The organism is Clostridium sp. YIM B02569, assembly GCF_022320765.1.
GTDB lineage: Bacteria > Bacillota > Clostridia > Clostridiales > Clostridiaceae > Clostridium > Clostridium beijerinckii.
This window is the reverse complement of sequence record NZ_JAKJJX010000026.1, coordinates 1-13,580: the sequence shown is the minus strand read 5'-3', so window position 1 is coordinate 13,580 and position 13,580 is coordinate 1. Positions and strand designations below refer to the sequence as shown.

The following is a 13,580-nucleotide window of genomic DNA, read 5'->3' as shown; positions in this document are numbered from 1 at the left end:
TAAAAAGGAGATCTTAGTAATGAAATTCTTAAAGAGCGTTTTGGTCATTATACTTATTGCTCTTTTTTTAGGGAGTAATTTATATTTTATTAATTTATTAAGAGACAAGAAAGTAGAAAAGGAACCGATAAAACCTAAGATAGTGCTGATTTCTCATATAAAGACTAATCCATATTGGCTTGATATAAAAGCTGGTGCGGAAAGAGCTGCTAAAGAAAGAGGTGCAGTGGTTGAATTTTTAGGACCTACAACTGCAAGCACTGAAGATGGGCTAAAACTTTTTGATATGGCTACATCAGCTAAGGTGAGTGGCATAATAACATATGTTCAAGAAGAAGGACAATATAAAAAGAAGATTAATAGTGCAATGGAGAAAGGTATTCCAGTAGTTACAATAGATTCAGATGAAGAAGATAGCAATAGAATAGCATATGTTGGCACAGATAATGTTTTAGCTGGACAAGTTGCCGGAAAGGAAATGGTCAAGCAAATAGGAACGTCTGGAAATGTAGCAATAGTAATGGGCGGAAAAAACGTAAAGAATCAGAAAGAAAGGGTAGAAGGCTTTACACAATATATAAAATCGAATTCTAACTTGAAAATTGTAGATACAGATTCATCGGATGCGATGCTTCTTGAGGCAGAAATTATAACAAGAAAAATACTAAATAGAAATGATAACATAAATGCTTTATTTTGTACCTCAGCTCTTGACGGAATAGGCGCTGCAAGAGCAGTAAAAGATTTAAATTATAAGGATAGGGTAAAAATTATATGTTTTGATGATTTAGATGATACTTTAAGCAATATTAGAAATGGACTAGTTTCAGCAACAATAGTGCAGAAAAGTAATGAAATGGGTTATAGGGCAGTTAATATTATCATGGACAAAATTCAAGGGAAATCAAATAAGTTTTCAAAATCACTAATCGATGTAAATGTAATTAATAAAAGCGATGTAGATAGCTATAAGCGAGGAGATGATAAAATTGAAAACTAAAAGCTTAAATAGTAAATTTATAATGTTTGTTATATGCTTAATTATTCCTATATGTATATGCAATATTATATCTCTGGCGATGAGCAAAAAAATTGAGGACGGGTATGTTAATATGCTTAACAATATGCTAATTACTAATGAAATTAAGCAGCATGTTGACAGCTCTTTAGACAATTTTAATCAATATATATTGAATGGAACTCCAAGTAAGAAAGAAAGCTATAATAACGAGGTGATTCTTGCAAAACAAAAAATTGGTAATCTTAAGAAAAATTCTGATGATGTAAATCAATATATTTTGAGAGATCTAGATAATACTTTAGATTCTTATATAGAAAGTTCTAAAAATACAATATCTGCTTATGAAAATAAGGAGGGATACGTTTTTTACTATGATGATTTTGTAGCGGCCAAGAATATTGCATCTTATTGTGATGCATATGCATCGACTTTAATGCAAAATTTCCTAGAGGCTAATAGCATAGCATATAAAGAACTAAATAGAAATAGCAGCGTAATATATATAGGACTAGCTACATATCTTATATTAATTTTAGCTTTATGTGTAGTTTATGCATTAACATTTATAAGACATATATCTGAGGGCTTAAAGGGTATGGTTGAAATATCAAACAAAGTATCAAAAGGTCAATTTGAATATTATGAAGGTAACAAAACTGACATTTATGAGTTAGATATTTTAACAAAAACATTTAATGCTATGATTACAGATATAAAAAATCTTATTAGCTCGCTTAATGGGAAGATCGTATTAGAAAAAAAATTAAAAGAGGAGGAGATGAAAAATCTAAAATATGAGAATGCTTTAAAAGAATTTGATTTAAAGGTATTACAGTCTCAAATAAACCCACATTTTTTATTTAATACCCTAAATTGTATAAACGCGACAGCAATAATGGAAAATGCAATAACTACAAGTAAATTAATTAAATCAGTATCTAATATTTTAAGATATTCTTTAAGAAGTATGAGTACAAATGCACTATTGGAAGATGAAATAAAGATTGTAAAGGATTATATTTACATTCAGGAATGCAGGTTTGATGATAGGGTAAAATTTAATCTAAGTACAAATATGGATATGAAAAAAGTTAAAGTTCCCGGAATGACAATACAACCATTAGTAGAAAATGCATTTATACATGGGATTGAAGGGAAAGAAGATGGTGGATATATAAATATATATATTGATGAGGAAAATGGTGAGTGTAATGTTTTAATTGAAGATAATGGTGTTGGCATTTCTAAAGAAGTTTTGGATAAGATTAATAATTATAATTATGATGCAAAACATACAGGGCATACAACAGGCCTTGGAATAAATATAGTAGAAAAGAGGCTTAGATATTTATATAACAAGAAAAATATGTTTAAAGTAGAAAGTGAAGAAGGCAAAGGGACTAAAGTTTATTTGAAAATACCTATAATGGGGGATGAGAATAATGATGAAAATATTAATTGCTGATGATGAAAAGTATGATAGGGAGACCGTTAAACATATAATAAAAGAGAATTTTTTAGGAGAGTTAGAAATATACGAAGCCAAAAATGGGAGAGAAGCAATTGAACTATCTGAAAGCATCAGACCAGATATAGTTATTATTGATATAAAAATGCCAGGTATTGATGGAATACAGGCATTGAAAGAAATGACAGCAACTTTACCAAATTTATATAGCATAATTTTGACAGCATACGATTATTTCGACTTTGCATTGGAAGCTGTAAAAATAAATGTGAAAGAATATCTTCTAAAACCGTTTACTAAGGAAGAGATTATAGAAAAAATTGCTGTGGGAATTAAATGGGTGAAAAAAGAACAGGAGAAAAGAAAAAGTGAAATTAAAGATAAAGAGAAAATATATACTTTATTGCCTGTGCTTGAAAATCAATTAAGTGATCTAATAATTAATGATAAGCTTAAAGGTGTTGATTATGGAATGTATCTGCAATGTTTAGATATGAGTTTTATGAATAGCTATGCAATGGTTATTTCAATAAAAGACAAATATGCTTATAAAGATATTAGCAGGTTTGAAAGAGATCAAATTAGGATTAAGATAGGAGAATATGTTAAAGAATATATCAACAGAAGATATAAATGCATAGGAAATTATGTATTTTATGAAGAATTAACGTATTTTATACAAATAGATAATGAGGAAACTGAAGATTTTAAAAGTTTAGAAATTGACCTTGCATTTAATTTGAGAAGAGAAATAAAAAAGAGATTTAATATTTCAATAAGAGCAGGTCTTGGAGAAATATTTGATTCAGTAGAGCAAATCGTGGAATCTTATAGACAAGCTATGAAATGTTTAGTATACAACTCAGACAATGTAAATATTATTTATATTGATGATATAGAAGGAAAATTGATGAATGATAGTTTTTCAGTCGGGATATCAGGGGATACAAAGTTAGGTAAAAATAAAAATTCAAATAAAATAAAGATGAAACTATTTGAAAGTGTAAAACAATTTATTAGAGAAAATATTGAAACAGAATTAGAACTAGATAAGGTAGCAAGCAATTTTGGATTAAGTGTCTATTATTTTAGCAGGACATTTAAAGAAGTAACCGGTGTTAATTTTTCGGAATATGTAAATAAATGTAGAATAGATGTTGCAAAGGAATTACTTTCAACTGGAGAAATGAATGTGAAGGAGGTTTGCTACAAAGTAGGATACAATGATCCTAATTATTTCAGTAAAGTATTTAAGAAATATGAAGGTGTTAGTCCTGCAAATTTTAAAGGAAACATGGAAGAAAAGATTTTTTGAAATTAATTAGTGAAAGATATGTTATTTATTATTCAGGAATTTTTTGATTTATAAAAAGCAATATATTACTAACAACATATCACAACGATAAAAAAGTCCAGACTATTTCTTATATTTAGATATTAGTCTGGATTTTCTTTATGTTTTGAATTATTTACTAGTAAAAATTTGCTGTAAAAAGATAGCAATATAAGATTATAAATTAGCAAACCAGTCTATTTGAAACGTTTACTATAACGGATATAATTAAGACTGTAAAAGAGATCTATAATTAAAAAAAAGGGGAGAAAAAGATGAAATCTAAAAAAATGATTAAATTATTAGGTTTGGCACTAAGTGGGGTACTAATATTTTCAGCATTGACAGGATGTGGAGCAAAAAAAGATGCACAAACATCTAGCAATGGAAATAAGAAAATAAAAATTGGTGTAAGTATGGACGACCTAAGACTTGAAAGATGGCAGCATGATAAGGAAATCTTTGAAGAAGAAGCTAAGAAACTTGGAGCAGATGTTGTTTTCCAATCTGCAAATGGGGATGATCCAACACAAATGTCACAAGCTGAGAATCTTATATCTCAAGGGGTAGATGTCTTAGTTGTAATACCACATAACGGTGAATCAATAGCACCAATTGTAGAAGAAGCTCACCAAAATAAAATAAAAGTATTGGCTTATGATAGATTGATTACAAATAGTGACTTAGATTACTATGTATCTTTTGATAATGTGAAGGTTGGAGAATTACAAGCTAAAGCTATCGTGGATAAAACTCCAAAAGGAAATTATTTCATGATGGGAGGATCTCCAACAGACAATAATGCAAAATTATTTAGACAAGGACAAATGAACATAATAAAACCTTATGTAGATAAGGGAGATATAAAACTAGTAGGGGATCAATGGGTAAAAGATTGGTCAGCAGAGGAAGCATTAAAGATAATGGAAAATGCTTTGACAGCAAATAATAACAAACTTGATGCTGTAGTTGCATCAAATGATAGTACAGCAGGTGGTGCTATTCAAGCATTACAAGCACAAAGCTTAGCAGGAAAAATTACAATCTCTGGACAAGATGCAGATTTAGCTGGTTGCCAAAGAGTTGTTGAAGGAACTCAAACAATGACAATATACAAACCTATAAAAGATATTGCTGCAAAAGCAGCTGAAATGGCTGTAAAGATGGCTAAAGGTGAAGATGTTGAAACAGGTGGTACTGTAACTAACAATGGTAAAAAAGATGTCCCTTCAGTACTACTTACTCCAATAGCAGTTACAGCAGATAACATGAAAGATACTGTAATTAAAGATGGTTTCCAAAAGTTTGATGATGTATATAAAAATGTACCAGAAGATAAAAGACCAAGCAAATAAATAAGAATATTGGAGTCTGATGATATTGTGTCAGACTCCAATATAGAAAGGAGATAAGCATTTCATGAGTGAGTATATTTTAGAAATGAGAGATATAGTCAAAGAATTCTTTGGAGTAAAGGCATTAGATGGAGTAACTTTAAAAGTTAAAAAAGGAGAAATCCATGCTCTTTGTGGTGAAAATGGAGCTGGAAAATCCACACTGATGAAAGTTTTGAGCGGAGAGCATCCTGCTGGGTCTTACTCTGGAAAAATAATTTTTGAAGGAAAAGAATTAAGCCAAACAAGTATAAAAGATTCTGAAAGCGTTGGTATTGCAATTATTCATCAGGAATTAGCACTTATAAAACAATTATCTATAGCAGAAAATATTTTTTTAGGAAATGAAATTGGCGCACGTGGACTAGTAAATTTTAGTGAACAGTTAAATAAGACAAATGAATTATTAAATAGGGTTAAGCTGAATGTTAATCCGCTTACTAGAGCGGGGGATCTTGGAATTGGACATCAGCAATTAGTTGAAATTGCAAAAGCTCTATCTAAAAATGCAAAACTATTGATTCTTGACGAACCTTCTGCCTCTTTAAGCGAAGGTGAAGTAGAAGTGTTAATGGGAATATTAGATGATTTAAGAAGAGATGGAGTAACATGTATTTATATTTCTCACAAACTTAATGAGGTTACAAGAATATGTGACAATGTTACTGTAATTAGAGATGGCTCAACAATAGGACAAGTTCCTATTAGTGAGATAGATCAAGATAAGCTAGTACAAATGATGGTTGGAAGAGAAATGAAAAATCTATTTCCTAGAGAAGAACATAAAATAGGCGAAGAATTTTTTGAGATAAAGAATTTTAACGTTTTAGATCCATTTAATAAGAACATAAAAAGAGTAAAAAATGCGAGTTTTACCTTAAGACGCGGGGAGATACTTGGAATTTCAGGCTTAGTAGGTTCAGGTAGAACAGAAATGGTGGCAAGCATATATGGAAGTTTCCAAGGTCAAAAGAGCGGTGAAGTATATTTTGAGGGTAAAAAAATTGACATAAAAAATCCAAATGATGCTTTAAGCAAAGGAATAGCTATGGTTCCAGAAGATAGAAAAAAAGATGGAATAATTGCGGGTATGAGTGTAGCTAAAAATATGACAATGAGTAATTTAGTGAAATATAAAAGGCCATTAAACGTAATAGATAAAGATAAGGAAATGATGGATGTTTTAAAATTTATTGATGAAATAAAAATAAAGACTGCATCAACTGAATTAGCAATAAAAAATCTAAGTGGTGGAAATCAACAAAAAGTAATACTAGCAAAAAATCTTCTTGCTGAACCTAAAATATTAATATTAGATGAACCTACTAGAGGAATTGATGTTGGAGCCAAGTATGAAATTTATAAGTTAATATTTAAGCTAGCTAAACAAGGAATATCTATAATAATGGTTTCATCAGAACTTCCAGAAGTACTTGGAATTAGTGATAGGGTTCTAGTAATGAATGAAGGGGAAATAAAGGCAAGTCTTGAGAATAATGGGTTAACTCAGGAGATGATTATGAATTATTCTGTAGGAAAGAAAAATGAAGAAGTTAGTGAGAGTTATAGCGAAGAAACTAAAACTTCTGTAGGAGGAATATAAGATGCAATTAAGTAAAAGTACAAGTTCAGAAAAAGAAAAGAAATTAGGTTTAGGCGTTATATTTAAATCTAAGATGGCAGCAATATTAATAGCAACAGCAGCAATATGGGTTTTATTCACGTTTTTAACAGATGGAAATTTTTTGACAACAAGAAATTTATCAAATTTATTTAGACAAATGTCAATTACTGGTGTACTGGCAATAGGTATGGTTTTTGTAATCATTTTAGGTGAAATAGATCTTTCGGCAGGATCAACTTTAGGTTTACTTGGAGGAATTGCAGCAATATTAAATGTTTGGTTTGGTTTTTCAGCTATCCCAACAGTGGTAATAACATTAATACTTGGAGTTATTATGGGAGCTTGGAATGGATATTGGATAGCATTTAGAAATGTTCCATCATTTATAGTTACTTTAGCAAGTATGCTTGTTTTTAGAGGTGTATTAATAGGAATTACAGGTGGTAATACTGTTGCACCATTAACAGCAGATTTCAAAGCTATAGGACAAGCGTATTTACCAACAGTTGTAGGTTATATATTAGTAGTGCTAGCAATTGTAGGTTCAGCATATTTAATATTAGGAAATAGAAAGAATAAGATTAAATATAATATTGAAGTTAGACCAATGGCTTTAGATGTACTTACAATAGTAGGAATTGGAGTTATATCATTAGTTCTAGTGTTAATTCTTAATGACTATCAAGGATTTCCTATACCAGTTTTCATTATGTTACTTTTAGCTTTAATATTAGCATTTGTAGGAACAAAGACTATATTTGGTAGAAGAATATATGGAATTGGTGGAAATAGAGATGCAGCAAGATTATCTGGTATAAACGTAAAAAAACATATTATTGTTATATATTCAGTACTTGGATTACTTTGCGCAGTTGCTGGAATATTACTTACATCAAGATTAAATGCAGGATCAGTTTCAGCTGGCCAAAATGCAGAAATGGATGCAATTGCATCATGTGTTATTGGAGGAGCAAGTTTAGCAGGTGGTAGTGGTACAGTTGCTGGAGCATTAGTTGGTGCACTTGTAATGGCTAGTATAGATAACGGTATGAGTATGATGAATACTCCAACATTCTGGCAATACATCGTTAAAGGGTTAATATTACTAATAGCAGTATGGATGGATATATCATCTAAAAACAAGAAATAATTCTTTGAAAATGATTATATATTCTTAATTAAAACTTTATATAAATTAGTGACGACAAATCATTTGAATAACAGCAGGCTATAATTAATATTGTCTGCTGTTATCTGTATATATGGTATATTAATTCTATATTTTGTTTAACATAAAAAGGTATGAAAAGGACATAATTATAATGAATTATTTTATTAAAAAATAACATAAAAATGTACTCAGAAAACTATTGACTATATAAAAAAAAGAAAGTATTATAAGCTTATAAAATAACATTTAAAAAGTTATTTCAAAATATATTTTTAGTAGTGAATATCAAAAGAATAAGTACTTTGACTTACTTTAATAATTATTTTGATTAAAGCTTGTTATACAAAATAAAATTCAGAATATTCATTAAAATCAAACAAATTTGATTTATATATAAGGGCTAGTTATTACTAACGTTGGCTTTTATAAATAGATAAATGGCTTAATAAGTTATTACGCTATTTACTAGAAATAATTTATATTCAATATAGAAAAATGAGGAGGGTATCATATGAGAGAATACTTTGAAAATGTTTCGAAAATAAATTACGAGGGGGCAAATTCTAAAAATCCATATTCATTTAAATATTATAATCCAGACGAAATTATTGGGGATAAAGCAATGAAAGAACATCTAAGATTTGCCTTATCTTATTGGCACACATTAACAGCTACAGGAGCAGATCCGTTTGGTGTTGGGACTATGATTCGTCCATGGGATAGCGAAACAAATGAAATGGATTTAGCTAAAGCAAGAATGGAAGCAGCATTTGAATTAATGGATAAGCTAAACATAGAATATTTCTGCTTCCATGATAGAGATATAGCACCAGAAGGAAAAACATTACAAGAAACTAATAAAAATTTAGATGAGATAGTTGCGTTGTGTAAAAGTTTAATGAAAAAGTATAATAAAAAACTTTTATGGGGAACAGCTAACTGTTTTACTAATCCAAGGTATGTTCATGGTGCAGGTACTAGCTGTAATGCGGATGTATTTGCTTATGCAGCAGCACAAATTAAAAAAGCAATTGAAATAACAAAAGAGCTAGATGGAGAAAACTATGTTTTTTGGGGTGGACGTGAAGGATATGAAACTCTATTAAATACAGATATGGGATTAGAATTAGACAACTTTGCTAGATTACTTCAAATGGCTGTTGATTATGCAAAAGAAATAGGATTTACAGGACAATTTTTAATAGAGCCAAAGCCAAAGGAACCAACAAAGCACCAATATGATTTTGATGCAGCAACAGTTTTAGGATTCCTTAAAAATTATAACCTTGATAAGTATTTTAAAGTTAACATTGAAGCAAATCATGCTACTTTGGCACAACACACATTCCAACATGAACTTCATTTTGCAAGAATCAATAAATTCTTAGGCAGCATAGATGCTAATCAAGGAGATCCATTACTTGGATGGGATACAGATCAGTTCCCAACAAATATATATGATGCTACATTAGCTATGTATGAAATCCTTAAAAATGGAGGGCTTGCACCAGGTGGTGTTAACTTTGATTCTAAAGTTAGAAGGGCATCATTTGAGAAAGAAGATTTATTCCTAGCTTATATAGCAGGAATGGATACATTTGCTAAAGGATTGAGAGTTGCTTATAAACTTTTAGAAAATGGTGATTTAGAAGACTTTATAAAGGAAAAATATTCAAGCTTTACAGAGGGAATCGGTAAAGAAATTGTTGAAGGAAAAGTTGGCTTTAAAGAATTAGAAGCATATGCGTTAAACAATAACCCTATAATAAATAAATCTGGAAGACAAGAGCTGTTAGAATCTATAGTTAATCAATATATATTTGAGGATCATAAATAAATAATATGTAATCTAGATTTATTCATTTCACCAAAATAAGAAGCATGCTTTTATTCCGACTTGTACGGGATTTTATGGATGATTCTAAGATTAGAAGTTGTACCCAAAGGCTAGCCTTAAAGGTGAGATCTAAGTAAATACATTTGAAAAAACTTCTAACTTGTAAATTTATAGTTAAAAGGACTTCTTGTAATATTTTTCAGTATTATTATTGCAAGAAGTTCCTTTTTATTTAGGACTCTATTTTGGTAGATATTTTATAATAAGTGCAACATTCTAAATACAAAAAATAACTAGTAAAATAAAAAATGAAAATGTATTCAAAAAACTATTGACCGCAAAGAAAAAGGGAAGTATAATAAACTTATTAAAATACATTTAAAAAGTTATTTAAAAAATTAAGTAAAAAGTTTGTAATTATGTTAATTTAGAAAAGATATATAACTTAGGAGGTTTATTAATGAGATATTTATTAGGATTGGATATTGGAACATCAGGAACAAAGACAGCTCTTTTTGATGAAAATGGAACTACAATAAAAACTGCAACTTATGGATATGATTTATTCCAACCACAGGTAGGATGGGCAGAACAAGATCCAGAAGATTGGTGGCAGGCATGTGTAAAGGGAATAAAAGATGTTATTGAAAAAAGTGGTGTACAAGCTTCTGATATTAAAGGTATTGGATTAAGTGGGCAAATGCATGGGCTTGTTATGGTAGATAAAGATCTTAATGTAATTAGAAATTCTATAATCTGGTGTGATCAAAGAACAGAAAAAGAATGTGATTACATGACAGAAGTAATCGGAAAAGAAAGACTAATTAAGATCACTGGTAATCCTGCATTAACTGGATTTACTCTTTCAAAATTATTGTGGGTTAGAAATAATGAACCAGAAAACTATAATAAAATTTACAAAATACTTCTTCCAAAAGATTATATTAGACTTAAATTGACTAATGTTTTTGCAACAGAAGTTTCAGATGCTAGTGGTATGCAAATGTTAGATATAAATACTAGAAACTGGAGCGAAGAATTACTTAATGAGTTAAATATAGATAAAAACATATTAGCAGATGTTTATGAATCAGTAGTTGTTAGTGGAAAAGTTACAGAGGAAGTTGCAAAATTAACAAACTTAGCAGTAGATACACCAGTTGTTGGTGGTGCTGGAGACCAAGCAGCAGGAGCAATAGGAAATGGAATAGTAAGAGAAGGAATAATATCAACAACAATAGGTACTTCAGGAGTAGTATTTGCGGCAACTGATACACCTAGATTTGATAAAGAAGGAAGAGTTCATACTTTGTGTCATGCAGTACCAGGTAAGTGGCATATAATGGGTGTTACTCAAGGAGCTGGTCTATCATTGAACTGGTTTAAAAGAACATTCTGCGCTAAAGAAGTTGAAGAAAGCGAGAAATTAGGAAGAGATATCTATGATTTATTAACTGAAAAAGCAGCAAAATCAAAACCTGGTTCTAATGGAATTGTTTACTTACCATATCTTATGGGAGAAAGAACACCTCATATAGACCCTAATGTAAAAGGTGCATTTTTAGGAGTATCACTAATAAATAACCATGATGATTTTGTACGTAGTATATTAGAAGGTGTTAGCTTTAGTTTGAAAAACTGCCTTGATTTAATCGAAGACATGAATGTAAACATTGATGAAATAAGAGTAAGTGGCGGTGGAGCAGAAAGTGCTGTATGGAGACAAATATTAGCTGATATTTTCCAATATTCATTAACTACAGTTAAAGCATCTGAAGGTGGTGCGCTTGGAGTTGCAATACTAGCAGGGGTTGGAGCAGGAATCTATGATTCTGTAGAAGATGCTTGTGATAGAATCGTAAAAGGAAACAAGAAAGTTTCTCCAAATGAAGAATTAAAAGAAGTATACTCAAAAGTATATGAAACATATAATTCAGCTTATCCAAGAATAAAAGATATTTAAATATATTAAAGATAGAAATCAATCATCTTAGTTAAGTAATTGTATAATTAATTAAGGGTGCGTAGTAGTATCGAATTTTAGCAAAAAATCATATAGTTTTTTAAATACTTTAACAAAAATAATAATAGTGATATTATTTAAGAAAAAGCTACTATTACTGATAATAGTCGAGAGGAGTATTTTAAAGTTTGATAGAAGTAAATCACAGTAAAATAAAAGAAACTAACAGAAAAAAGATAATAGCATTATTATTAAAGAAAAATGAGATCACCAAATTAGATATATCTAGAATATTAGATATAAGTATAACAACAGTTTCTACAAATATTACAGAATTGAAAAGCGAAGGTATTGTAGAAGATGTAAGATCGTTGGAATCTACAGGAGGAAGAAAAGCAATTGCTATTAAGTTGAATGAAAACTGTAGATATTCAATTGGAGTTGCACTAACACCGAATCATATAAAGATATCATTAGTAAATATAAAGAAAAAAGTTATTGAAAGTATGCGAGTTAGACATAATAGTGATGGAATAGAGAACATAATAAATTTACTTAATGAAAATATAGATTTGTTAATGAAGAAATATAATTTATGCTCTGCAAATTTATTAGGAATAGGGATTTCATTACCTGGAACCGTAGATTTTAAAGAAGGCATAATAAAGTATTCATATTTGTTAGGCGCCAAAGATTTTAATTTAAAAGAAAAGTTCGAATACTTAGACATTCCAGTATATGTAGATAATGAAGCAAATTTATCTGCTTATTACGAGTTTTTAAATAAAAGAGATATACTAAGAAATCTATTATATGTATCAATAACAGAAGGTTTAGGCCTCGGTATAATAATAAATGGAAAAATTTACAGAGGTGACAATAGCTCATCAGGAGAATTAGGTCATACTAAGATAGCAATTGACGGAAAAAAGTGTAAGTGTGGAGCTAGAGGCTGTTTAGAAGCATACACATCTATGAATTCTCTGATTGATAGTTATAATGAAGCTAATAGTTCAAATATTAGTGATATTGATGAATTTGAAGAAAGATATAATCAAAATGACAAAGATGCTCATGATGTATTAAATGATTATTTAAAAACATTGTCTTTAGGTCTATCGAATTTGGTTATGATATTTGATCCTAGCAGCATAGTAATAGGTGGAGATATAAATAATTTACTTAATGATAAGATAGATATGCTGAAAAAAGAGGTTTATAAAGATAATTTATTTACAAATGAAAATAATTGCAGTATAAGTATTGCAAGTTTTAAAGAATCTTATTTACTAGGAGCTGCTATGATGCCTATAGAAGAATTCTTAGAAATTAAATAATGGAGTGGTGAAAGCTGCTCTATTAATTTAAAAACTTATTAAATAAATTTTTAAAATATATTTTTAAAGTTATGTAAGCATAGCTATATTAAGGGGAGTCTTAATCTTTGATTGGAACTCCAGATTAAGACAAGCCTTTTATATAAAACTAAATATCTATTTATTTCATATTAGATTTATGTTCTTGATTTTTGATTGGAACTCCGAATTAAGAGCAAATTTCTTATGTGTTATTAAATAAATATTTACATAAAGGTGAGTCTTAAGTAAGAAATTAAAATTTCTTACTTGAGATAACCTTATATATTAAATGATTTTTAATTAAGCAAAGAGGAGATGTTAATAAAATGAGATTTTTCTTAGACACAGCAAATGTGGAACACATTAAAGAAGCAAATGAAATGGGAGTAATATGTGGTGTAACAACAAATC

At 29.5% G+C, this 13,580-nt stretch carries 9 protein-coding genes and 1 pseudogene; all 10 read left to right on the top strand.

Annotated elements, in window-relative coordinates:
• Nucleotides 1–19 precede the first annotated feature (19 nt).
• Nucleotides 20–1,000 carry a substrate-binding domain-containing protein gene (locus L3B96_RS20725; RefSeq protein WP_077306696.1) on the top strand — a complete coding sequence of 327 codons (981 nt, stop codon included), beginning with the start codon at nucleotides 20–22 and terminating at the stop codon, nucleotides 998–1,000.
• A complete protein-coding gene (locus tag L3B96_RS20720; RefSeq protein ID WP_238948455.1) occupies nucleotides 990–2,486 on the top strand; it encodes a histidine kinase in 1,497 nt (498 codons plus the stop codon). Before L3B96_RS20725 ends, L3B96_RS20720 begins: the two co-directional genes overlap by 11 nt.
• Nucleotides 2,464–3,804: a response regulator gene (locus L3B96_RS20715; protein WP_238899899.1), complete on the top strand. Its 1,341-nt coding sequence runs from the start codon at nucleotides 2,464–2,466 to the stop codon at nucleotides 3,802–3,804. The genes L3B96_RS20720 and L3B96_RS20715 overlap by 23 nt, the downstream gene beginning before the upstream one ends.
• A 293-nt stretch (nucleotides 3,805–4,097) precedes the next feature.
• Nucleotides 4,098–5,177: a D-xylose ABC transporter substrate-binding protein gene (xylF, locus tag L3B96_RS20710; RefSeq protein WP_012058596.1), complete on the top strand. Its 1,080-nt coding sequence runs from the start codon at nucleotides 4,098–4,100 to the stop codon at nucleotides 5,175–5,177.
• A 64-nt stretch (nucleotides 5,178–5,241) separates the two neighbouring features.
• Nucleotides 5,242–6,819, top strand: a complete 1,578-nt coding sequence (locus tag L3B96_RS20705; protein ID WP_012058597.1) for a xylose ABC transporter ATP-binding protein — start codon at nucleotides 5,242–5,244, stop codon at nucleotides 6,817–6,819.
• A gap of 1 nt (nucleotide 6,820) precedes the next feature.
• Nucleotides 6,821–7,990, top strand: a complete 1,170-nt coding sequence (locus tag L3B96_RS20700) for a sugar ABC transporter permease (protein WP_012058598.1) — start codon at nucleotides 6,821–6,823, stop codon at nucleotides 7,988–7,990.
• Between the two features lie 532 nt (nucleotides 7,991–8,522).
• The gene (gene xylA, locus L3B96_RS20695) at nucleotides 8,523–9,848 is read left to right on the top strand and encodes a xylose isomerase (RefSeq protein WP_012058599.1); all 1,326 of its coding nucleotides are present in this window, start codon (nucleotides 8,523–8,525) and stop codon (nucleotides 9,846–9,848) included.
• A gap of 460 nt (nucleotides 9,849–10,308) precedes the next feature.
• Nucleotides 10,309–11,811 (top strand): xylulokinase, encoded by a 1,503-nt coding sequence (gene xylB / locus L3B96_RS20690; protein ID WP_023976123.1) that lies wholly within the window; start codon nucleotides 10,309–10,311, stop codon nucleotides 11,809–11,811.
• A gap of 188 nt (nucleotides 11,812–11,999) precedes the next feature.
• On the top strand, nucleotides 12,000–13,148 hold the full coding sequence (locus tag L3B96_RS20685; protein ID WP_238948454.1) for an ROK family transcriptional regulator: 1,149 nt from the start codon (nucleotides 12,000–12,002) through the stop codon (nucleotides 13,146–13,148).
• A 347-nt stretch (nucleotides 13,149–13,495) separates the two neighbouring features.
• Nucleotides 13,496–13,580, top strand: a pseudogene (locus L3B96_RS20680) (fructose-6-phosphate aldolase); the annotation flags it as partial.

What these genes read in the sequence shown, in the direction of transcription:
- L3B96_RS20725 (WP_077306696.1), top strand. Translation starts at nt 20, where the DNA reads ATGAAATTCTTAAAGAGCGTTTTGGTCATTATACTTATTGCTCTTTTT.
- L3B96_RS20715 (WP_238899899.1), top strand. Translation starts at nt 2,464, where the DNA reads ATGATGAAAATATTAATTGCTGATGATGAAAAGTATGATAGGGAGACC.
- xylF (WP_012058596.1), top strand. Translation starts at nt 4,098, where the DNA reads ATGAAATCTAAAAAAATGATTAAATTATTAGGTTTGGCACTAAGTGGG.
- L3B96_RS20705 (WP_012058597.1), top strand. Translation starts at nt 5,242, where the DNA reads ATGAGTGAGTATATTTTAGAAATGAGAGATATAGTCAAAGAATTCTTT.
- L3B96_RS20700 (WP_012058598.1), top strand. Translation starts at nt 6,821, where the DNA reads ATGCAATTAAGTAAAAGTACAAGTTCAGAAAAAGAAAAGAAATTAGGT.
- xylA (WP_012058599.1), top strand. Translation starts at nt 8,523, where the DNA reads ATGAGAGAATACTTTGAAAATGTTTCGAAAATAAATTACGAGGGGGCA.
- xylB (WP_023976123.1), top strand. Translation starts at nt 10,309, where the DNA reads ATGAGATATTTATTAGGATTGGATATTGGAACATCAGGAACAAAGACA.